Below are 22,914 nucleotides of genomic sequence, written 5' to 3'. Positions count from 1 at the left end.
TTTTCAAAAATGCACATTATTTAATCACATTAGCTGGGGTTATGGGTAGGTTTGTAGCATTCCCACCACACCTTTCCCGAGCGCCCCGCCTTTCCTGTGGTTTCCAGTAGCGACAGCGGGAATGCCAGCATACCGTTCTTTTCAGACGCCAAGATGAGGAGAACGGGGATGACCCAGGCAATGCAGACCGAACTGTCAGTATTTCCTTCGAACGTCATTCCGTTCAGAATGACCATTCTGCCACGTCACCGTGAATATCTGGCCCGCTGGCTTGAAGCCGGTATGCGGATGGGCATTTGCGACACGGAAATCTGCATTGATGATGAAGCGACATACGCTGAAAACGAGCAGGTTCTGATCTGGGTTCGCGAGAACGCCAGCCCCGCTTACGTCATTCACCCCGAAGGCAACCGCTGGACAGTCATTGATGCGCTGCGCGGCAATGTGCTCAGCACACAGTCTTCATTCGAACTGGCTCTGGATTTCGTCCGTCCCGTCCTGCCCCTCCACGGAGCCGTTGCTGCGGCCTGAGGACCACAGAGGGGTCCGACACCTCTTCTCTCGCTAAATCAAAAAGCCCCTTTCACTCCAGCAAAAGGAGTAAAAGCGGCTTTTGTCTTATATAACAACTGATCATGCCGGCCTTTCAAACCGGCATGAAATCGCGATCAGTAATGGGCTGACACAGAGAACAGGAATGTTCTTCCGACTGCCGGAACAGCACGATTGCTGAACAGATTGGCATAGTTCAGACGATTGGCGAGGTTGTAGCCATTCATTGCTATGCGCCAGTGATTGTCGAGGAAGGAATGGGAGATCATGGCGCTCCAGTCGAGATTGGCTGGAACCCGCGCCGTATTGGCGGTATCGAGCCAGACGCCTTCTCGCCATGTCGGGCCACCACCGAAAGTCAGGTTCCAAGGCGTGTGAGGCGCAACCGCGTAAGTCGTCCACAACGTCGCGGAGTTCTTGGGCACATAGATGATGTGCTTCCCGACATTCGAGGCTGTCGCCGACCACGTTGTTCGCGCATCGTAGTAAGCGTAGGTCGCAATCACCTGCCAGTTCTTCAGAATTTCACCTGAAGCACTCAGTTCCACACCCTGGTTCCGCTGCCGATCGCTGGATGCAATGACAGATCCATTGACGTCACTTCCGAGAATGGCGTTTGACTTCTCAAGCCGAAAAGCCGCCACCGTAAAGCCCATCCGCCCATTGAAGGCGTTATACTTACCACCCACCTCGTAGAGACGGCTTCGTTCCGGGTGCCCCTTAGAAGTCTGGGAGGTCATCGGCTCACTACTGTTGGTGACATACAGCCCCAGCGGTGTCGTGGATTCAGACCAGTTGAAATAGATCATCGAGTCATCATTTGGGGTGTACATCAGACTGACCGTCGGATTGAACGTATCCTGCTGTTGACTGAGACGCGTATCGGTCGTCCCAACACCATCGGTGGCGGAATAATGACTGTTCCAATGATCCCAGCGGAACCCGCCCTTGATTGAGAACGAGGGCAGAAGCCATATCTGATCTGAGAAAAAGGCGCCAACGTCGGTTGCATCACCCGTCTTGTAAAGCTTCTGCCCAACACCTTTAATATTCACAAGGTCATACTGGTACTGTCCAAGCCCACCCAGAGCAAGACCCGGCTGGACCATTGATGGGTTAATCATGCTGGTCGTGTCGGCACGGGTACCGTTCTGTCCGTTAAAATTGTAAGCGTAATTCTTGCGCCGGTCATACACATGCATCACGTCGATACCAGCAAGTATCTGATGCTTCACAGATCCTGTATTAAAATTCGCCAGCGTAGAAAACACGTTCTGAACCGACCAGTCGTCCTGCTGATAAGGCTCAGGACCACCCAGCCCCCCACGCCTGTTGATTGTCGCAGCCGAAGGGTTGGTGAAGAAATTGAGCGCACAGGTTGCGCTACATCCCGGCTGCGAAGCCGAAAAATAGCGACTATACATGCCGCCTCTCAGATCATCATAGAACGTGATATGTTCGTTCAGCTGATGTTTGAAACGCGCAGTCAGCATATCGACGTCGGACGCGTCCTGATCATAATTCGTGCCATACCAGTTTTTGCGATTCAGACCATATTCTGTCGCAGGTTTTCCAACCGTAGCACCCGGTTTTGTCACCACCGGCACACCGTAATCCGGAATACGATTATCGCTTTGATGAAAATACTCGAGTGTAAAGGTGGTTTTCGTACCAAGTCCGAAACCGATGGACGGCGCGAGCCCCCAGCGATGGGAATAAATGTTGTTTCGGCCAACCACATCGTTCTCATTACCCATACCGGTAATACGAATTGCCGTGTGTTCCCCGATCTGCTGGTTCAGATCCAGCGTGCCGCGATAATAACTCCCTGAACCACCAGAAAAATCGCCACCATAATTGTTACCCAGATGAGCGACTTTCGTGGTGATGTTGATGGCCCCACCCGTTGTTCCATTACCGAATACTTCGGAAGATGGCCCCTTGATCACTGAAACATGGTCATAATCAAAGCTGTCACGTGTATAGACGCCGAAATCACGCAGACCATTTTCGTAAATGTCGTTCTGAGCCTGAAAGCCACGGATCAGGAACTGATCGCCGCTCATACCGCCTTCGCCCTCACCCACGGAGGCCGTGATGCCCGGCACATTACGCAGCGCTTCGTCCAGTGACTTCACGTTCTGCTGCTCCATCAGCAGCCGTGGCACTACGTTCACCGTCTGCGGCGTGTGCAACACGTCCTGCGGCATACGGCCAAAGCCCATATCTTCATGCAGGATGTTCATTGGATGACCGCGAACGAGAACGTTCTCGGTATTCACAGCAGTTTCATGAGACTGCTGGGAGGTGTTCAGGGCATGCGCATGTGTGGCCGCAGAACCTTCAGCACCCGGGACGGCACCCGCTGCCTGCGGAGCAGGATGAGCAACTTTACTCGTCACTGAATGAGGGCGCACGTGCTTCGATTTTGTCGTCGCCGCATCCGCCATCTGCGCATGCAGCGCCGAACAGGCAAGCGTCAGCCCTGTCGTCAGCGGCGTGGGCCGAAACGTGTTACGGATGAAACGGTTTGTCATCGTATTTGTGTCTCGCAATGAACTTTCGACACCCTATGCCGCAAATGCAACTAGTTCGCAACATCAAATAAAATTATGGACATGTTTCGACGGTGAGAAATTTCAGATCGTTACATCACGTCACACTCGTCTCATCCCGAGACCATAAATAAAATTCTTTTCTTTCAAGATGTTCATAATAAAAAAACCCGTTTCTCACTCAGGAGAAACGGGTAGCAGCCTATCGAAAAAGAGAAAGGAAGAATCGTTCAGGTTGAACCAGGCGTCACAGCAGCAGGTCTGGGAGATACAGTTGTCACAATACGCGCTCCTCCACCGGGCTGAACCTCGAAAATGGAGAGTTTACGCACAACCTGTCCATTCGGGGACAGAGTGAAAGACCCATCAACACCCGAAAAACCTTCCGGTCGCGTCAGGATATCGGTGGGATAACCCGCTCCGCCCGTGGCGGCATGCACGGAACTGATCAATGTGCCCGCATCATATGCCAGATCGGCCAGAGGCTTCGGCACCCGATGATTGCGCGCCGCAAACTGCTGCACAAAGGATGTGCGTGCCTGCGGGTCCGGCGCCGCATACCAAGCACCGGCAATGCCGCCAAGTTTTCCGGAGAAGGCGGACCAGAGCCCCGGCCCCATCAGACGCACCTGCGTGCTACGCACCTGATCGGCTTTGAGGGCGTCAATGACTTCCTTCAGCTCGAGACCGGTATCGCCCAGCAACAGAGCATCAAAGGGCGGTGCTGAAAGCTGCGGCGTTGTCGAAGCAGTTGCCGACGCTGCTCCCGCTGCTGGCGGCGGCACGGCCTTTGGATCTCCAGACGACTGCGCATCCGCAGCAGAACTGGCTTTGGACGAAGACGAAAGCGCAGCGGCAAGATCGGCGGGCAGGTCAGAAGCGGGAGCATTTCCCTGCCCCGATGCCGTGGTGACGCGACTGTCATAGGCACTCAGAGTTGCAAGACCGCTCCGGATCGCTTCCGGACTGTTCGGGTGGTAAACAACCTGCGGGTCCGGCAATCCCATATCCTGACAGGCGTGAATCAGGGCGTCGCCCATGGCGCGGCCCAGCGGCGTGGCTGGGAGGAAAGCCGCAAACTGTCTGCGCCCCTCGATTTTTCCCGCCTCGACAAGCCGCGCAACCTGCTGCTGGGGCGTAATACCGAACACCCACACGCCCGGACGCGCCTGCGCCAGATCGCTGGTAAAGGCAACAATCGGCACACCGGACTGCACGCCCTGAGCGGAGATCTGTCCCGTTTCGGTGCTGGTCAGAGGGCCAAGAACAATCCCGTCGCCAGCGGCAACGGCTGCCTGCATGGCGGATGTCGCGCCGCCAGCGGTTGCCGTGTCATGGACATCCACCGCTGGTGGCGCGAGCGTGCCCGTCTGCTTTGTCAGCGCCAGTTGAGCGGCGGCAAGCATTTCGTTGCCCAGCGGACCATTGGCTCCGGTCAACGGCAACAGCACCCCCACGCGGCTAGAATGGGCGGCATCGCCCTGAGCGCCGCCAGCAAGACCGCCCGGGCCACTCGTTGTGCCGGAACTGCACGCCGCCAGAGCGAGAAGAGCAACACCGGAAAGATGACGGAGCGCCCCACGGCTGGTATGGCGCAAGGTATCACGCGTCTTGTTAGCCGCTTTTTGCGACAGGAATCTATATGCCTGAGTCATCGTCCGCCTCTTCTCCTGATCGACTGCCTGCCGGGCTACAGGCGGAGGTTTGCCCCGAGGATGTTCCCTCCCATAGCGGAGGAATGCGGCCACGTCATGTTCGGGATGATGACTCTGCAATGACAGAGGACGAAACGGAGCTATCAGGACATGGTGGCGTGCTGACCCTCGTGGCGACGCCGATCGGCAATCTGGGTGATCTTTCCGCCCGCGCCGTCAACGCCATGCGCACGGCCGATCTGGTTCTGTGTGAGGACACGCGTGTCACGGCACGACTGTTTACAGAGCATAATATCAGCACGCGCGCAGAACCGTTGCACGAACATAATGAACGTCAGCGCGTGCCCGGACTGATCGAGCGCCTGCTTTCCGGCCAGAACATCGCTCTCGTCTCGGATGCCGGCATGCCGCTACTCTCCGATCCCGGCTATCGCCTCGTTCGCGCAGCCATCGAAGCAGATGTGAAAGTCACCGCCGTACCGGGACCGAATGCCGCCCTCACCGGCCTTGTGCTATCGGGATTGCCGCCTCACCCTTACCTTTTCGTCGGCTTCCCTCCCCCTCGCGAAGCCGCCCGACGAGAAAGTTTCGCTCAACTTCATGCGGCGGAACGGGCCGGACTGAAAGCCACACTCATCTGGCATGAGGCTCCGCACCGTCTGGCCCTCATGCTGGCCGACCTCGTCGCTGTATTCGGTCCCGATCGACCTGCCGTGGTCGCTCGTGAACTGACGAAGCGGTTTGAAGAAGTGAAGCGCGGCACGACATCGTCCCTCGCTGACTTCTATGCCGAAACGCCTCCGCGTGGTGAAATCACCGTTCTGATCGGCCCTTTCGAAGATATGCCTATGGAAGGCGCTGATCTCGATGCGCAGCTTGAAGCCGCGATGGAAAGCCAGTCAGTCAAGGACGCCGTGGCGCTGGTCGCCAAAGCGCAGGGGCTTCCTCGAAAAAGTGTGTATGCGCGGGCGCTGGAACTGATCGCTAAAGGCAAGAAGGGTAGCGGATCAGAAAGGGAGTGAAGAATTGGCTATATCTCTTATGAAGGCAGACCTGAGAGAGATGTGTTAGCTAAATTTGCCGAAAAAGTGGAAGACCCGCTTATAACGGAAGCAACGTGAGTGTTAAGGAGTTCTCACCTCATGAAGTCACAAAACGTGAGTGAGGAGAAAAAGGTATTTGCCGTTCTGGGGGCTTCCGGACACATTGGCACAGCCGTTGCAGAATTTCTTTTAAAAAATGGCCATGCTGTAACTGTTATTATACACAATCCCGCCAAGGCCGCGATCTGGACCGAACGTGGTGCATCTATTGCGCTCCTTGATATCCATGACACCAAAACGCTTGCTCGGACGCTGGAGCAGGCGGATCGCGCATTCTTGCTTAATCCACCAGCAAACCCTGCACTGAACACGGATATCGAAGAACGAAAGACAGTTCAGTCGATCCTGAAGGCTCTCGACAAGGCGAATCTTGAAAAGATCGTTGTCCAGTCGACTTATTGTGCCCGGCAAGGAAGTCATTGCGGTGATCTTGGTGTTCTGTACGAATTTGAGCAGGGAGCGCAGCGTTCCGGAGTGCCGCTCTGCATCATTCGAGGCGCGTATTACATGAGCAACTGGCTTCCTGCTCTGGCTCATGCAGCACAATCAGGAAAATTGCTTAGCCTTCTACCCACTCAGCTGCGTGTGCCGATGGTTGCACCCCAGGATGTCGGGAAACTGGCAGCAGCATTGTTGGCAGCTCCGCTTAATGAGGTGGGCATTTACAACATGGAAGGCCCTTTTTCCTATTCAGCCGATGATATCGCTCGTTATGCATCACAATATTTCATGCGTGACATCTCCGCAGAAGAAGTTCCACGTTCAGAGTGGCGTAACTATTACATAGAAAACGGATTTTCAGAAGAAGCTGCCAGTTCTTATGAAAATATGACGGAAATATTTATCAATCACCCAGACCAGTGTTCGCTCAATGCTATACGAGGCAAAATCGACTTCATCACATATCTTCAGCAATCGATACCATTCTGCAAAACTCATCTAGCATGACAAAATGACTGCGACATGAGCGAAGACAGACATAAACACCGATCAAGAGTCACCATCCTCTTCTCCTTTCACGAAATTCAGCACACATGCTGTGTTATTTCGCGTAATATGAGTGATATTCGCTCATATTCGGAAAAGGATGCACCGTCATGACCACGTCCCTCAGTAATCGATGGTTTCTTTTCGTCCTGTTAGGTGTCGCCAGCATCATCCTCGGGGCTTTTGCCTGGATCGACGCCATCTCGGTGACAATGGCGAGCACCGTGCTTTTTGGCGCTCTTTTCATCATCGCGGGCATTTTTCAGCTGGTCCATGCCTTTTCCTGCCGGGAATGGAGCAGTTTTCTTCTTTCCGCGTTGCTGGGCTTCCTCTACATCCTCGGCGGCGCACTGCTGATCAAGGAACCTGTGACCGGGTCCGCCATCATCACCGGGTTCATCGCCCTCTCTTTGATCCTCGGCGGCATCTTCCGTCTTATGATTGCGTTTCAGAACCGCTTTCTGCCCGGCTGGTGGCTGATGGCGCTGGGTGGTGTCGTAACCGTGGCCATTGGCGTGATGCTTTATGCCACTTTGCCGTGGTCCGGCCTGTGGGTGGTCGGCACATTGATCGCCTGTGAACTGATCTTTGCGGGTATCGGCTGGGTCCAGTTTGGGCTAGCGCTCCGTCGCGGGTCAGTGAGAATCGAAAGCAGTTTCTGACATTTCCGTAAGATGGTCACTCTTGCGCGAGACGGTGTTTTTTCTCGCGCTTTCCCGTTTAGGGTGCGCAACGCCACGAACGGGAGAGAAAAATGAACGACCTCCATACTCTGCGCGATGTGCCGATCGGGATCAGTGCAACCGGCACGCGCGTTGAATCGGATTCAATGGGAAAGATCGAGGTTCCCGCCAATCATTACTGGGGCGCGCAGACACAGCGCAGCCTCGTTCATTTTTCGATCGGGCGCGATGTCATGCCGATCGAACTCTGTCGGGCTTATGGGATCGTGAAAAAGGCGGCCGCGCTGGTCAATCTGGCTGACGGGCGCCTTCCTCAATGGAAAGCGGACGCCATTATCCGCGCCGCCGATGAAGTCACGGAAGGCAAACTGGACAGCGAGTTTCCACTGTTCGTCTGGCAGACCGGCTCCGGCACCCAGACCAACATGAACGCCAACGAGGTAATCGCCAATCGCGCCATCCAGCTTCTGGGGGGAGAAATCGGCTCGAAAAAACCCGTCCATCCCAACGACGATGTGAATATGGGGCAGTCGAGCAATGACTCCTTCCCCACGACAATGCATGTCGTCACGCTGCTGGAAATTGAAAACACGCTTCTGCCGCAGATTGAGGCGCTCATCGTCGCCATCCGGAAAAAAGCTAATGCATGGATGGATGTCATCAAGATCGGGCGGACGCATCTTCAGGACGCTGTGCCGCTAACAGTCGGTCAGGAATGGTCCGGCTGGGCGCAGCAGCTTGATGATGCGCTTGATGCACTGAAAGCCGCCCGGCCTGGTCTTGCGCAACTGGCAGCCGGTGGCACGGCGGTGGGCACGGGACTCAATGCGCCCCCCGGATTCAGCAAAGCCATCGCCGCCAAGATCGCGGAACTGACCGGAAAGCCGTTTGTTACGGCGCCCAACAAATTTGCGGCTCTGGGCGGTCTTGATGCCATGGTGCGTGCTTCGGCAGGGCTGCGCGGGCTGGCTGTGGCGCTGATGAAAATTGCCAACGATATGCGCTGGCTGGGCTCTGGTCCGCGCTGTGGCTTGGGAGAGCTACATCTGCCAGAGAACGAGCCGGGTTCCTCGATCATGCCGGGCAAGGTGAACCCGACGCAGTGCGAAGCAATGGTGATGATTGCCACACAGGTGATGGGCAATGACACGGCGGTGGCCTTCGCGGGTGCGCAAGGCAATCTGGAACTGAACGTGATGCGCCCGGTTATCGTCGCCAATGTATTGCATGCTATCCGCATTCTTGCCGACGGAAGCCACAACTTCCGGGTTTTCTCTGTCGAGGGCACAAAGCTCGATGAAAAGCGGCTGAACCGTTACATTGAAGATTCAGTCATGCTTGTTACGGCCCTAAGCCCGGAAATCGGTTACGACAAGGCTGCCGCCATTGCCCACCGCGCAATGGAAAAAGGCGAAACCCTGCGGCAAGCGGCTTTAGCCTCCGGTGTAGACGAGGCGACGTTCAACCGTTGTGTGGACGTGAAGAAAATGGTCGGCACAGGCCTCGCCGGCGCCTGACATGGAATGGTGCATGGCGTGATCATCATCGTCACGCCGTGCTTTCCTGAACTGGATAAGAAATTATCTCTCAGACAAGACAGGTATCATCAGTTTCTTCAAAGTATTCAGGAAATCCGAGACGCTTCGCCCGGCGTGTGTAAAGCTCCTGAAGATGAAGTATCAGTTCCCCACTTTCGATCAGGGGAGCGCAATGGGCCGGAGGCTTGCCAGTTTCGGGCATTCTCTCAATTTCTTCACTGTAATTGTCGAAACTGCGGCGAGCCTCATTCTCACCCAGCAAAGTTTCTGCTGGCGTATTTTCAGCCAGAACAACACAGTGCGCGCCAACATCAAGATGATGATATTCTATGGCAGGCGAAGGAGATTCAATAAATATCGAACGTCCGTTTACCAGCGCGTTCGCCGGCAGCAATATCTTTTGCAAGTACAATGCATGCAACTGCGAAAGACGGAGATCTCGACGCGGGACATCCTGCGCCAACGCATGAGCCCGCAACCGCACAGGGCATAGAGTCCGGTTCAGCATCATCTGTTTATGCGTATAGCGACGCACACCACGCCAACGCACGCACGCTAACTCCCCTTCTACAGTGCGAACGCGTGTTCCTGCCGCAATGGTTTCAATCGCCATCGGACCAAATTCGGTTTCAATCAATGTGCCTCTGCAAAAACAGGCGGCCGCCGTCATTGTCACCAGAATATCGTTCGGCGCGGCATACAGGGCGTCCGAGGACGTCTCCGAAATCATGAACCCGGCATTGCTGTAACTCTCGTCGACAGATGCCAGATTGATCACTGCCAGAACAACACCATTATCGCTGACAGAAAGCGTATTGGTTGCACTATCGAAGTCGACCTGATCAGTATCCGACCATTGGGTTCCGACGAGTTCGATACTGCCTCCCGATGTCAGAACCGTAGCGGTCGCTGTAGCGCCACTGTCGATCTGAAAAACACCTCCGCTACTGACAACCACACTCGTGACGCTCGCGCCCGAGCCAGCTTCAAAATTGGCGCCGCTATTGATTGTCGTGCTGGTTGCCGTTCCTCCGGATCCGACACTTAGAGTGGCGCCCGATAGCAGACTTACTTCACCAGCCTGCCCACCAGAGAGGACAGAGGCACGGGCGTCCATGCCGAGACTGGCGCCATTCAGATGACCACCGCTCGAAACAATGACTGTTCCGCTGGTATAAGTTCCACCGGAAAGAATGGCGCTGCTCGCTACAGATATCTGACCCTGATTTTCCAGAATGGTGCCCGTTGCTACCGCGCCACTTCCGGTCAGGGTCAACGCCCCACCATCAATGTCCACGCCAGAAACGATGCCACCCGCTGACACCGACAGAGTGCCACCACTGACAATTGTGCCACCCCGGGCAATCCCTGCTGCCGAGACGGTGACGGTGCCTCCACTAGCGACAGTCACACCACTTTCGATGCCGCTCGCCAACACAGTAGCGGTTCCACCCGACAATACCTGCGTATCGACAGCCTGTGCGTTCTTGCCACTGACAATCTGAAAACCACCGCCCGAGACGATAGCCGCCGAGGCAAGGCCGGTTGACACATACTGCCCTGCACCGCTGCGGATGGTGGTCGAAATACTTGAGCCGGTATAATAGACGAGTTCCTTGCCGCCACTTTCCAGAACGGCACTTATGGAAACGCCCCCCTGATCGCGGAGCACACCACCGGAATTGACGGTGGTATGCGTGCCACTGCCCTTCGTCTGGTAATAAACGTAATTCGCGGCCCCACCGGAATTGACGACAACGTTGCTGACCACACCGGCGACATACAGCCCCACACCCACGATCGGCACGTTGGCATATGTCATTGTGGCAGCAGGGTTGCCGGAATTTACCGTGATGTCGGTTGCAGAGCCGGTAGGATAAACAGCCAGCCAGCCGTCATTCAGTACAATGCTACTCGCCGCGCCGCCAGACGATACGTTTTCCAATCCCTGCCCGACCACGGTCGTGCTGGCGGCCGAGCCGCCTGAATAGACCGTCAGGGTCGAGCCGGAATCAACATAGACGGAGATCGTCTCACCGCCTTTGCTGACATTTTCAGTCGATTTCTGCTGAAGTGTAATTGCGTCGACGACACCGGAAGACGCGACCGTAACGCTGCCACCGTTGGAAACCGTAACATCGCGAGCGCCACCTGAAACAGAAGCGGATGCGCCTTTTCCTACAGTGACTGTGGTGACACTCCCCCCTGACGCAACAATCAGAGGATCCGATGATGTCGCCGTGACATTACTTGAAGAAACACCGCTGCTGATGGTTGTCACGTTTACACCTCCACCCACAGCAGGACTTCCTCAAATACACCTCACATTGAGAAATCCTTTCCCGCAGGATTAATTTTTTCTTTCTCGATCTCTCTGCGAGGCTAAATATATGTATTTAATAAAGAGTTACATTTTCACCTCCAACACTCCACAAACCCAGTCTCTTTCAACAAAAATCTTTCGGTAAATCAGTTACTTTCACAAACAAAAAAGCCTGCCGCATCCCTTGAAAGGACGCGGCAGGCTTCCCGTTGCTTTTTGCGCAAGAGATCAGTGCGAGGCTTCAGCCTGTTCCGGCAAAGCATAGGCCACCACGTAATCACCCAGCTTGGTGCCAAATGATCCGTGACCGCCATCGACGGTCACGACAAACTGACGACCATTCTGCTCATAGGTCATCGGCGTGGACTGACCGCCAGCAGGCAGACGGTCTTCCCACAACTGCTTGCCGGTCGTGACATTGTAAGCACGGATATAATAATCCGCCGTCGATGTCAGGAAGGCCACGCCTCCCGCTGTGGTGATCGGTCCACCCAGCGAAGGAATACCGACCTTGAAGCCGAAAGGCAGCGGCGAACTGTCACGGGTCGTGCCGTTACGGTGCATCCACGCAATCTTGTTGGTTTTCAGATCTATGCCAGCGACATAGCCCCAACCCGGCTGCTTGCAGGGGACACCAAACGGCGAGAGGAACGGATTCAGCTCAACGCCAAAGGGCGTGCCATACTGCGGCTGGACACCAAGCTCGGACCCCGACGCCGCACCACCTTCAGCAGGCTGTGCCGGATTGTTGGGGCCGCGCGGGATCAGACGCGAGACGAATGGAATAGCGATCGGGTTAGCAAAGGCAATCTGTCTCACCGGATCTACCGCCAGACCACCCCACTCGAACATGCCGAGATTACCCGGGAACACGAGCGTTCCCTGCGTGGAAGGTGGCGTGAATGGCCCCTCATAGCGCAGTGATTTGAACAGGATGCGGCAGACGAGCTGATCAATCATCGTCGCGCCCCACATGTTCGCATCAGTCAGGTTATCTTTCGGACGGAAAGTCAGCTCGGAATAAGGTTGCGTCGACGAAAGATGATCGCCCGGCGCGGCACCCTGCGGAACCGGGGTTTCCGGCGCGGGCACGATCAGGTGCCCGTCACGACGGTCCAGAACGAAGATATTCCCCGTTTTCGCAGGCGCATACAGCGCGGGCACCACGCTGCCATCTGCCTGATGGATATCAACCAGGCTTGGCTGAGCGGGGATATCCATGTCCCACAGATCATGATGAACGGTCTGGTAGAACCACGCCTTCTCACCCGTATCGGCGTTCAGCGCGAGAATACCCGAGGCGTAACGCTCCTGATCTTCCGTGCGATGGCCGCCCCAGATGTCCGGCGTTGCTACGCCGGTGGGGATGTAGATGAGATTCAGGTTGGCGTCATAGGCCGACGTAATCCATGAATTCGGTGAGTTCGCTACGTAATGATGCGTCTCGGAAGGAAGTTCGTTCGGATTGGGATTGCCTGTATCGAACGCCCAGACCAGATTTCCGGTCAACAGATCAAAGCCGCGCGTCACACCTGACGGCTCGTGCGTGGAATAATTGTCCGTCACCGCCCCCGATATGATCGCTACTTTGCTCGTCACGACTGGCGGCGACGTTGGTTCGTAGAAACCCAGTTCCTTCATCGGCATGCCAACGGTCAGATCGATGACGCCATCCTTTCCGAATGCAGAGCAACGCGCGCCCGTCTTTGCATTCAGGGCAAACAGACGCCCGTCATTTGTCGGCAGAAGAATACGGCTCGCGCAGCCATCCGTCGCGGCAGGTGTCTCAGCATAAGACACGCCTCGGCACGTCATGTGCTGGAAACTCGGATTGTATTTAATCTGCGGATCGAATTTCCAGCGCTGCTGGCCTGTGGCTGCATCGAGAGCGAAGGTGATCTGATGAGGCGAACAGAAATAAACCGTGTCGCCTACCTTGATGGGTGTTGCCTCGTCGGTGATTTCACCCGGATCATCAGACCGCTTCAGATCATGTGTTCTGAAAGTCCATGCAACCTTCAGATCCTTCACATTCGACGTTGTGATCTGACGCAGCGGGGAATAACGGTCGCCAAACTGAGTGCGCCCATAGGCATTCCAGTCGCCCTCAGCCATCTGCGAAGCATCGCCCGGCGTAACCGGGCCTTCAGCCTCCGGCAATGCACCAGCCATGTCCTGTGGGTCCTGCGTCAGCGCATAGCCAAAGACAACCACACCAACAAAAATGCCCGCGGCCAGAGGGGCTCGGGCAGCACTGGCCCCGCGCCCAAGACGGCGGGTGACGAAGGGCAGCAGCAGCCATACGCCAATCGGCAGAATGATGTCTCCGCGCGGCGCCAGCGTCCAGAAGTCAAACCCGGCTTCTTCAATCGCCCAACCCAGTGTCGCAAAAACGATCAGGGCGTAAAGCCAGAGAGCGGCGATCTGCTGCTTCCAGAGCAGAATAGCGGTCAGCAGTAATGCGACGCCGCACAGAACATAATAAAAAGAGCCTCCAAGAGCGGCCAGCCATCCTCCTGCGCCCGCAAGAACAAGCCCCAATGCGCCAATGGCAATCGCGGTGGCTGAGAGAACAATACCGCGTCCTGTCGCATACGCTGTGTCTGGTCGTCGTGTGATCAAAGGTCAGTCCTACTTCTGCGCGTTATCCTGCCGAAACAAATGAGAAGCCCATCGGTTGTCAATAAATCCACAAAGAAAATTCAGGCGCTGGCGCCAAATGCGAGGGCCATTCTCTGCAATGGGTATAGGAAATTGAGCTGATGGCAGCAGCAGACTGGAAAATCGTCTTTCAGCCGAACCCACTCGGATATTTTTTCATGCGGGTTCGAAAAAACGTGGCTACTTCGAGAGTGTAAACACGCCGTTTTGCTAAAACCGATCATCAGTTTCATTTCATATCCAGCCTCAGCTGAATATGATGAAAGAAACCGCTTTATTTTGTGAAATCGTGCCAAAAAGCCATTAAAAAATAATGGCGTCCCGTACGGGATTCGAACCCGTGTTGCCGCCGTGAAAGGGCGGTGTCCTAGGCCTCTAGACGAACGGGACAGAGGCGAGGCGGTAGGTAACCGAGGGGCATGATCGCGTCAAGCGGCGGTTACGAGAAAAATGACAAAAGCCTAAAAAAATCATCCGTTCGTGCTGACGCGCGCCGCCGGACCGAATGCAGAGCTGCTGATATGCAGCACGGAAGCAGGCACATTCTTGGCCGTCAGAGCATCAGACAGCGTGCGACAGCGCAACAGGCCAAGCTGCACCGCGCGCGTCTGATCTTCCGGGCTCATGGAAACGGTCTCACCGCTACAGTGGAGAAAAAGTTGGCTTCCCCGTCGTGATGAGACAATTTTGTTGATCTTCGTATCTTCGCCAGCCGCCAGTTGATCCGATCCCGGGGCAAAATTCAGCAATGTCCCGTCTTTTTGCGAAAGATCGTAATCAGGACGCACAGCATCTTCCTTCGGTGTGCTGACCGGCACATCGACACCCGCAATGGAAGGCAACGCCGGTGGAGCGGCGGGAATCTCGGGTAACGGCCCGTCAACCGTCGTCGCCACAACGGCTGCATTCCCTGTGAACTCCGGCATACCTATTTCGGCTTCCGCAGGCGCGGCGTCCTTCTTCGCTACAGAATCGGAAGATTTCTGCGGAGCTGCAGGGGGGGTGGACGAAGAATCGGCTGCATCCAGAATGGCCCCCATCCCGCCCTGCGGCACGGGCGTGGTCGTCGCTGTTTCCTTCGACGGTTGCGAAGATTGTGGCGCACCCTCCGTCTTTGCAGCGGGCGCCGGTTTGACCTGACCATTGGGCGGCGGCGGAATATCCGGCGTGAGCGTGCCGTTCTGCGCTGCCGTGCGCATCGTCAGATTGCGATCAGCAATCAGATTGTTGGTGATCTGCTGTCTCAGCTCCGGCGACGGGAGTTCTGGCGGCGTGGTCGGCGTCAGACCCACATTGGGATAGGGATCGAACTGCCCCGGCGCAGGTGGCCGCTGCTGGGCGATGATGCCGCCCTGATGCTGGTGGTACCAGTCGAGCGTCGTATCGACCAGATCGCGATGCTGACAGCCCATGAGCAGCGCACAGGAAAAAGGCAGGGCAATCCTGCGACAACCACGGCCCAGAGCCGGCAAGAACGATACGACTTTCATTTGCGGCATCTTAATCGTTTCGGCGTTCTCTGGCGAGAGTATCCCTTCCCGCTGCGCGCCTCTTAATCCGCCTTCACGACTTGGCATTGCAAGCAGGCTGTCGCAGGATAATAAGGATGAGATCATATCACCGAACGAAGGAGGCCGACCTGATGGGCGCCAACCGCATGCTGGACGACGTCACTAAAGGGCGGATCAGACTGGACGATGAGCCGGACGGTCCGGACATTCCGCCGCCGGAGGGTCCGGAAAAGAGCGAACCAGATGACAACAAGACGCTGTCCTCGCCTATCAACGAGCTTGAAACCCGCCTTTTCGATCAGCGTAAGATTCTGATCTTCGGCGGTATCAATGACAAGATCGCGCGCGATGTCACAGGCCGCCTGCTGGCGCTGGCTGGCGCGTCCGACAAGCCGATCGACGTTTACGTCAACTCTCCCGGCGGTCATGTCGAGAGCGGCGACACGATTCACGACATGATCCGCTATGTCGATTCTGTCGCACCGGTAAACATGATCGGAACGGGCTGGGTCGCGTCCGCTGGGGCGCTCATTTTCGCGGCTGGTCATAAGGATCGTCGATTCTGCCTGCCGAACACTCGCTTCCTGCTTCATCAGCCGATGGGCGGTGTGCGGGGACCGGCAACGGACATCGACATCGAAGCACGTGAGATCATCAAGATGCGTGAGCGTCTGAATCATCTCTTTGCACGCGAAACGGGTCAGCCTTACGAAAAGATCTGCAAGGACACGGATCGCAACTACTGGATGTCAGCCAAGGAAGCGATTTCTTACGGTCTTGTGACAAAGATCATTTCCAAGCCATCCGACATTCACTAACTGGCGGGTCCATTCCGCGCCCAGCCGTGGAAATTCAAGATCCATCACCAACGCGATCCCTGCCCTTGCGGCGTGGGGTCGCGTTCTAACGTGGGTATGTGGCCATGACCGCGCTTGCCGACATTTACACCAGACTCCCCGACAGCATTGATGATCTCCCTCCTCCGCCCAACGCAGCGGCCGTCGAGGAAGCGGATTATCGGTCCCGTCACTGGAGCTCTCCGATTCCGGGGCCATTGAAGCCCGGCTCTCCAGAGCATAAGCGCGCTATCGCGGATATGTTCCGTGAGACGTTCAACCCCTATCGTCCGTCCGTCATCGACTGGCCCAAGCTTGAGCCGGAAGCTCTGAAGCGTGTGACATCCCTGCCCATCTGGGACATCGCCGTTCAGACGGAGGGCAAAGCCCGTCTACGCATGGCCGCCTATGCCCGCCTGATCAAAGATCCGGACATGAAGGACGCGATCTCGCGTAACGCGTGGGAAGAAAACCGCCACAAGGAAGTGCTGAGCAAGCTTGTTGCGGCGTACAATATCCCCATGGCGCCAGAGCCCCCTTATATCGAGCCGAAAGATGTCGAGTGGGCCTATCTGGTCACCGGCTTCTCGGAATGCGTCGATAGCTTCTTTGCATTCGGCATGTTCAAGGTGGCACGCCTTTCCGGCTTCTTCCCGGCGGAACTTACCGAGACATTTGAGCCGGTCATGCAGGAGGAATGTCGCCACATTCTCCTCTTCGCCAACTGGCTGGCCTGGTATCGTGCGGTGATGCCTGCATGGAAGCGTCCCTGGTTCGAACTGAAGGTGCTCGCTGTATGGGGCTTCCTCATTTACGAACGCCTGGGGCTTGTCCGTTCGGTCGATGCCGACGGACACGAGCAAACACAGGACAATAACTTTACGGTCAATGGCACCAAGGAAATGACCGACCAGAAGATCACTCTGGCGGATTTCCTCGACATTTGCCTCACGGAAAACGCCAAGCGCTTCTCGGGCTATGACCCGCGCCTGCTGCGTCCGAAACTGGCCCCGAACATCGCCAAAACACTGCTGTTCGTGCTTCGCCTGTTTGGCAAGAAGCCCGACGCCATCGGTGAGCAGATTGCAATGGCGGCGTGAAGCCCTGATTACAACATGAAATACCGGAAGGGGCGCGTGGCCAACAGGCTGTCGCGCCTCTTCTGTTTCTGACAGGTCCATCAATTCACCCGCATGGGTGACAGACTGCCCATCAGACTGCATGATCCAGCGTTCTGTCGATGGCATGGGATAGCTAAAGCACAATGCGCCTCAATATTTCCGAGACATTCCGCCCCCTGCTCTGCGCCGCCCTCCTGACCGGAACCGCCTTGGGCGGCCTTGGTCTACCGCACCATACGGCCTCCGCGCGCGTTGCCACGGAAGCCACAGCGCCTCAGATTTCCTCCGTCACGAAGGAAACGCTGTCCAACGGCCTTCAGGTCGTCGTCGTGCAGAACAAACTGGCTCCCGTTGTTACGACGGAACTCAACTATCTTGTCGGGTCGTCAGAAGCCCCCAAAGGCTTTCCGGGAACCGCGCATGCGCTTGAACACATGATGTTCCGCGGCAGTCAGGGACTGGACAAAGACCAGCTCGCAGCGCTCGGTGCCCGTCTTGGGGGTAGCTACAACGCCGACACCACGGAAGACGTGACGCAGTATTATTATACCGCGCCCGCCGAAGATCTGGATGTCATGCTGCGGATCGAGGCCCTCCGCATGAACGGCCTGACACTCTCCGAAACCGACTGGGACAAGGAGCGTGGCGCGATTGAGCAGGAGGTCTCACGCGATCTTTCCAGTCCGGCTTATCGCTATATCGCGCAGTTACAATCCATTCTGTTCAAAGGCACGCCTTATGAACATGACGCGCTGGGCACCCGCCCCTCTTTCGACAAAACCGATGCCGCCCTGCTGCGCAGATTCTACGAGCAGTGGTATGCGCCGAACAACGCCATTCTCGTGATTGTGGGCAATGTCGATCCGACCGCGACCATGGCGAAAGTGAAATCCATTTTCGGCCCCATCCCGAAAAAGAATCTTCCCGCGCGCTCGGCAGTCAAGCCTGCACCCGCCCCGGCACAGGCCCTGTCATTTCCCACGGATTACCCTGTCGGTTTCGCCACCATCGCCTTCCCGATGCCGGGCCAGACAGCGCAGGACTTTGCCGCAGCCGACATTCTCTCGGACGTGCTCTCCAGCCAGCGTGGCGCGCTTTATCAGCTCGTCCCGGAGGGCAAAGCTCTGTTCGCAGGTTTCGAATTCGCGCCCAAACAGATGGCGGGTTTCGGACTGGCTCTCGCAGCCTTCCCGAAAGGTGGGGATTCAAAGGCCGTTCTGAACAATGTGCGGGCTATTCTTGCCCAGATCAGACAGAAAGGTGTCCCGGCGGAACTCGTCGAGGCTGCCAAAACCAAGGAAATCGCCCAGCTCGGCTTTTCGGCCAATTCTGTCAGTGGACTGGCCGAAAACTGGTCGGAAGCACTGGCTTTCAAGAAGCTTTCATCGCCTGACGATATGATCACCGCCTATCGCGCCGTAACGCCAGAGCAGGTCAACAGGCTGGCAGCGCAACTTCTCGCCCCAGAACACGCCGTAACGGCTATTCTGACGCCGGAAGAGTCAGGCAAACCGGTTGAAGGCAAAGGGTTCGGAGGAGCGGAATCCTTCGCCTCGGCGCCAGATAAACCCGTAAAACTGCCCGACTGGGCTGAGCAGGCGCTCGCCCGTCTCGACATTCCCGCCCCAGCACCTGAACCCGTGGTGCAGACGTTGCCGAACGGGCTACAGATCATCATTCGTCCGGCCCACGTGAGTCACACCATCGAAATTGCCGGCATGGTGCGTCACAACGCCGATCTTCAGGAGCCGCAGGGCAAGGAAGGCGTCGCGGATGTGACGGAAGAGCTGTTCAATTACGGCACCGAGAAACATGACCGTCTCGCCTTCCGCAAGGCGCTGGATGACGTGCCTGCCTGGGCAAGTGCTGGTGCGGAATTCTCTTTGCGGGTGCCTTCTGCGAAGTTTGAAGAAGGCATGGCATTGCTGGCCGAGAATGAACTGCACCCGGCCTTTCCGGAACAGGCATTTCAGATCGTGAGGCAGCAGACCGCACAGGAGCAGGCAGGTCAACTCCAGTCGCCGGGATATCTATTCGGCCGTGCCGTGCAGGCTGCCGTGTCACCCAAGAACGATCCGTCACTTCGGGAGGCAACGCCCAAGACAATCATGGGCCTCTCCCTGAACGACGTGCGTAACTATTATAATGCTGTCTGGCGGCCGGACATGACCACCATCGTCCTGACAGGCGACATTTCGCCAGAGCAGGCTCGCACTGTGGTGGAAAAGAATTTCGGTGCATGGAAGGCCACTGGCGCGAAACCCAACGTGGATCTGCCTGCGCGGCCCGATAGCAAAGCCTCGCGCTCCCACGTGCCGGACAAAAGCAACGTCCAGAATACGGTCGTGCTGCCTGAAAGTCTGGGACTGACAGCTTCCAACCCCGATCACTTCCTCCTCACCCTCGGCAACGAAGTGCTGGGAGGAGGCTTTTCCTCACGCCTCTACCGTGATCTGCGCGTGAAAACGGGGTATGTCTATAACGTCAGCAGCAGCTTCAACTGGGGACGGACACGCGGTGCCTATTCCGTGTCTTACGGAGCAGATCCGGACAAGGTGAGCGCGGCCCGGAAAGCAGCCGTGAACGATATCCGGGCGATGCAGACAGCACCTGTCACGGATGATGAACTGACCATCGCCAAATCCTCCCTGTTACGCGGCATTCCGTTGGGGCAGGCAAGCCTTGGTGAAATTGCTGGAGAATATCTGCATCTTGTCCAGTTGGGGCTTCCGCTGAACACGCTCGATATTGCGGCCCACGCCTATTACAAGGCTACAGCAGCTGACGTGCAGGAAGCTTTCCGCAAATGGGTGCGCCCTGATGATCTGGCCGAAATTGTCAAAGGCCCGGCTCCAAAATGGTAAAATAGGTCACCCGTTCAACGCGGGCTGGAGCAGGCGAATCAAAGGAAAACCTTGCTTTTTCTTCCAGCCCGTGCTTGACGCTGCCTTTCCCTGCTGATCGCGTGGCATCGCGTTCGGCTATACCCGACGCCCCTGAGGGCAAGGCATGTGAGAAATGGTTCCGCATGTTCGGGTTGAAACAATCCGGAGGGATATTATGCCACTGTATGAAACAGTGTTTATCGCACGCAGCGACATCAATCAGCAGCAGGTTGAAGCTGTTGCCGAGATGATCAAAGGCCTGCTCGAAGCCGATGGCGGCTCGATCCAGAAGCAGGAATACTGGGGTCTGCGCTCCCTTGCTTACCGCATCAAGAAGAACCGCAAGGGGCATTACATGCTTCTCGGCCTTGACGCGAAGCCGGAGACACTCCGTGAGGTCGAGCGTCAGCTCAGCCTGAACGAAGACATCCTGCGCGTGCTCACGCTCCGCGTGGAAGAATTCGACGAGAATCCGTCCCCGATCCTGTCCCGCAAGGGCGATGATCGCGGTGAGCGTGGTTTCCGTGGCCCGAAGCCGTCCGGTCGTTTTGAAAGCGGTCGCTCCTCACGTCGTTCTTCGGACGACCGCGAGGAATACAGCGCACGCAACGAACAGCGCGCCGAACCGGCCGAAGAAACCGCAGCGGAGTAAGCACCGATGTCCGAGACAAACACCGTCAATCCGGGTGCTCGTCGCGTTGCCGTTGGTGCGCGTCGCCCGTTCTACCGTCGCCGCAAGGCATGCCCGTTCTCCGGTCCTAACGCGCCGAAGATCGATTACAAGGATGTGCGCCTTCTGAGCCGCTTCCTGTCCGAGCGCGGCAAGATCGTTCCGAGCCGTATCACGGCCGTTTCCGCAAAGAAGCAGCGCGAGCTGGCTCAGGCCATCAAACGCGCCCGCTTCCTCGCCCTGCTGCCCTACGTTGTGGGCTGAGGGAGGAGATCATGGCTGCTACTGAAGTTATCCTGCTCCAGCGCGTCGAGCATCTCGGCCAGATGGGCGATCTTGTGAAGGTGAAGCCGGGTTATGCCCGTAACTTCCTTCTGCCGCAGGGCAAGGCGATCCGTGCGAACGCCGCAAACCGTGAGCGCTTCGATCGTGAGCGCGCTCAGCTCGAGGCGCAGAACATCAAGCGTCGCGAAGAAGCCGAGCGTCTCTCCGAGCGTATGGAAGGCCTGTCGGTCGTCCTGATCCGTCAGGCTGGTGATGGCGGCAACCTCTACGGTTCCGTGACCACCCGCGACATCGCGGAAGCCACAACCGCAGCTGGTCTGACCATCTCTCGTGGTCAGGTTCATCTGCCGCACCCGATCAAGACACTGGGCCTGTACGACGTTCGCGTCGCCCTGCACCCTGAAGTCTCGATTGCAGTGCGCGTCAACGTTGCCCGTACGGTTGAAGAAGCCGAGCGTCAGGCGCGTGGCGAAGTGATCGGTGCCGAGGAAGAGGAAGAGACCCCCATCCTCGAACTCGTGGGCGAAGAGTCCACCGAAGAAGCTCCGACAGAAGAAGCCGCTTCCGAGTAATTGGAAGAGGCTCCTTTCTGGACGCAAAAAAGCCCCGGATGGTTTCGCCGTCCGGGGCTTTTTGTTTGTTTATTGCAGTAACGATGTCTTCATGGAAAAAGCTGCTTATATTTGATGATTACCACCCCAACCAATTTGATCACCGTGAACGGACCGCTTCTTCGTTCCACTGCACCGTGATGACACGATAATTACCCGCTGACACTTTCTGCCACAGAAAATAAGCACCTCCCGATGAGTCAGGTGAGGCCAGATAAGAAATGCCGATGACAGGCTTCGCAGAAAGAATGATCTGCCGTGGTGCAGCAGTCTCTCCCGGGCGATAAGCGGCAATAATGGAACGACCAGTGGGTTCCTGCCATAACCCCACCCGCCAGTTATCTATTAACAGCGCATATGAACTTGAGAATTCTGTATTGGGAATGAAAGGATGAGCAGGTTCGAGTAGCGCAGGCGTTACCGTTTTCGGGTCAGACGTAACAAGGCGACCAGCACTCGGTTGGATGGCCACATTCTGATCAATCACGCCCCACCCATGTGAGACCCGTTGAATACTGACCTGACATTTTTCAGGCCACCTGACCTCCCATGCATCAGTAATCCGAAGACCCGCCGCCACAAATTCTAGGGCCAGACTGTGCGCATCTTTGGGCAACGGCCTAACCACACCTTGCGCAATCAGGTCAGCCGAAGTGCCGCAGGGAGCAGTTAGAAGTAGGGGATCTGTCGCAAATGCCGAGGAAGACACGAAGCTACTGACGGCAACAAAAGCAACAACTTTGCGCATGCCGTATCACTCCAACCGATAAAAGCAGCTTCTGTCAGAAGCTATTGCCTGACTCCACCAGGCAAACACCGGTCCATGGAATCTAAAAGATATAATCACAAATAAAAAAGGGGAGAGCGAAACCGCCCTCCCCTCTTCTGCAATATACTTTGCCAGAACTGGCTCGATTAGAAATCCATGCAGTCAATGA

The 22,914-nt window shown here is 56.5% G+C and carries 17 protein-coding genes and 1 tRNA gene; 11 read left to right on the top strand and 7 right to left on the bottom strand.

Annotation, left to right across the window (positions count from 1 at the left end; genetic code table 11):
* The first annotated feature begins 168 nt into the window (after positions 1-168).
* Positions 169-531, top strand: coding sequence for a hypothetical protein (locus ABF824_RS06950; protein WP_415487412.1), 363 nt, complete (start codon positions 169-171; stop codon positions 529-531).
* Positions 532-668: 137 nt separating this feature from the next.
* Here ABF824_RS06950 and ABF824_RS06945 read toward each other — a convergent pair whose 3' ends face one another.
* Together ABF824_RS06945 and ABF824_RS06940 are read right to left on the bottom strand one after the other, a co-directional pair.
* Positions 669-3,089 carry a TonB-dependent receptor gene (locus ABF824_RS06945; RefSeq protein WP_415487410.1) on the bottom strand — a complete coding sequence of 807 codons (2,421 nt, stop codon included), beginning with the start codon at positions 3,087-3,089 and terminating at the stop codon, positions 669-671.
* 248 nt (positions 3,090-3,337) lie between these two features.
* Positions 3,338-4,762 carry a penicillin-binding protein activator gene (locus ABF824_RS06940; RefSeq protein ID WP_415487408.1) on the bottom strand — a complete coding sequence of 475 codons (1,425 nt, stop codon included), beginning with the start codon at positions 4,760-4,762 and terminating at the stop codon, positions 3,338-3,340.
* 83 nt (positions 4,763-4,845) lie between these two features.
* Here ABF824_RS06940 and rsmI point away from each other — a divergent pair, with 83 nt between their 5' ends.
* The 4 genes from rsmI (at position 4,846) to fumC (ending at position 9,052) form a co-directional block, all read left to right on the top strand.
* The gene (gene rsmI / locus ABF824_RS06935; RefSeq protein ID WP_415487440.1) at positions 4,846-5,784 is read left to right on the top strand and encodes a 16S rRNA (cytidine(1402)-2'-O)-methyltransferase; all 939 of its coding nucleotides are present in this window, start codon (positions 4,846-4,848) and stop codon (positions 5,782-5,784) included.
* Between the two features lie 120 nt (positions 5,785-5,904).
* The gene (locus ABF824_RS06930) at positions 5,905-6,813 is read left to right on the top strand and encodes an NAD(P)H-binding protein (RefSeq protein WP_415487406.1); all 909 of its coding nucleotides are present in this window, start codon (positions 5,905-5,907) and stop codon (positions 6,811-6,813) included.
* Positions 6,814-6,962: 149 nt separating this feature from the next.
* Entirely contained in the window at positions 6,963-7,514 is a 552-nt protein-coding gene (locus ABF824_RS06925; protein WP_415487404.1) for an HdeD family acid-resistance protein, read from the top strand.
* 92 nt (positions 7,515-7,606) lie between these two features.
* Complete coding sequence (fumC, locus tag ABF824_RS06920; RefSeq protein WP_415487402.1) at positions 7,607-9,052, top strand: class II fumarate hydratase; 1,446 nt, start codon at positions 7,607-7,609, stop codon at positions 9,050-9,052.
* 70 nt (positions 9,053-9,122) lie between these two features.
* Here the strand turns inward: fumC and ABF824_RS06915 are convergent, their stop codons facing one another.
* The 4 genes from ABF824_RS06915 to ABF824_RS06900 all read right to left on the bottom strand — a co-directional run bounded on the left by ABF824_RS06915 (position 9,123) and on the right by ABF824_RS06900 (position 15,547).
* Positions 9,123-11,354: a Hint domain-containing protein gene (locus tag ABF824_RS06915; RefSeq protein WP_415487400.1), complete on the bottom strand. Its 2,232-nt coding sequence runs from the start codon at positions 11,352-11,354 to the stop codon at positions 9,123-9,125.
* Positions 11,355-11,624: 270 nt separating this feature from the next.
* Entirely contained in the window at positions 11,625-14,015 is a 2,391-nt protein-coding gene (locus tag ABF824_RS06910) for a glucose/quinate/shikimate family membrane-bound PQQ-dependent dehydrogenase (RefSeq protein ID WP_415487438.1), read from the bottom strand.
* A gap of 356 nt (positions 14,016-14,371) precedes the next feature.
* Positions 14,372-14,447 (bottom strand) — tRNA-Glu (locus tag ABF824_RS06905).
* Between the two features lie 80 nt (positions 14,448-14,527).
* Positions 14,528-15,547, bottom strand: coding sequence for a hypothetical protein (locus tag ABF824_RS06900; RefSeq protein WP_415487398.1), 1,020 nt, complete (start codon positions 15,545-15,547; stop codon positions 14,528-14,530).
* Between the two features lie 152 nt (positions 15,548-15,699).
* Here ABF824_RS06900 and ABF824_RS06895 point away from each other — a divergent pair, with 152 nt between their 5' ends.
* From ABF824_RS06895 to rplI, 6 genes are all read left to right on the top strand, one after another.
* Positions 15,700-16,386 (top strand): ATP-dependent Clp protease proteolytic subunit, encoded by a 687-nt coding sequence (locus ABF824_RS06895; RefSeq protein ID WP_415487436.1) that lies wholly within the window; start codon positions 15,700-15,702, stop codon positions 16,384-16,386.
* 104 nt (positions 16,387-16,490) lie between these two features.
* On the top strand, positions 16,491-17,504 hold the full coding sequence (locus ABF824_RS06890; RefSeq protein ID WP_415487396.1) for a ferritin-like domain-containing protein: 1,014 nt from the start codon (positions 16,491-16,493) through the stop codon (positions 17,502-17,504).
* 164 nt (positions 17,505-17,668) lie between these two features.
* Positions 17,669-20,389 (top strand): M16 family metallopeptidase, encoded by a 2,721-nt coding sequence (locus ABF824_RS06885; protein ID WP_415487394.1) that lies wholly within the window; start codon positions 17,669-17,671, stop codon positions 20,387-20,389.
* A gap of 196 nt (positions 20,390-20,585) precedes the next feature.
* The gene (gene rpsF, locus ABF824_RS06880) at positions 20,586-21,062 is read left to right on the top strand and encodes a 30S ribosomal protein S6 (protein ID WP_415487392.1); all 477 of its coding nucleotides are present in this window, start codon (positions 20,586-20,588) and stop codon (positions 21,060-21,062) included.
* A 6-nt stretch (positions 21,063-21,068) separates the two neighbouring features.
* A complete protein-coding gene (gene rpsR, locus ABF824_RS06875; protein ID WP_415487390.1) occupies positions 21,069-21,344 on the top strand; it encodes a 30S ribosomal protein S18 in 276 nt (91 codons plus the stop codon).
* Positions 21,345-21,355: 11 nt separating this feature from the next.
* Positions 21,356-21,937 (top strand): 50S ribosomal protein L9, encoded by a 582-nt coding sequence (gene rplI, locus ABF824_RS06870; protein WP_415487388.1) that lies wholly within the window; start codon positions 21,356-21,358, stop codon positions 21,935-21,937.
* A gap of 139 nt (positions 21,938-22,076) precedes the next feature.
* Here the strand turns inward: rplI and ABF824_RS06865 are convergent, their stop codons facing one another.
* The gene (locus tag ABF824_RS06865) at positions 22,077-22,724 is read right to left on the bottom strand and encodes a hypothetical protein (RefSeq protein WP_415487386.1); all 648 of its coding nucleotides are present in this window, start codon (positions 22,722-22,724) and stop codon (positions 22,077-22,079) included.
* Positions 22,725-22,914 lie beyond the last annotated feature (190 nt).

Origin of the sequence: Acetobacter sp. (assembly GCF_047721705.1) — a bacterium.
Lineage (GTDB): Bacteria > Pseudomonadota > Alphaproteobacteria > Acetobacterales > Acetobacteraceae > Acetobacter.
This window is presented reverse-complemented; position numbering and strand designations above follow the sequence as displayed.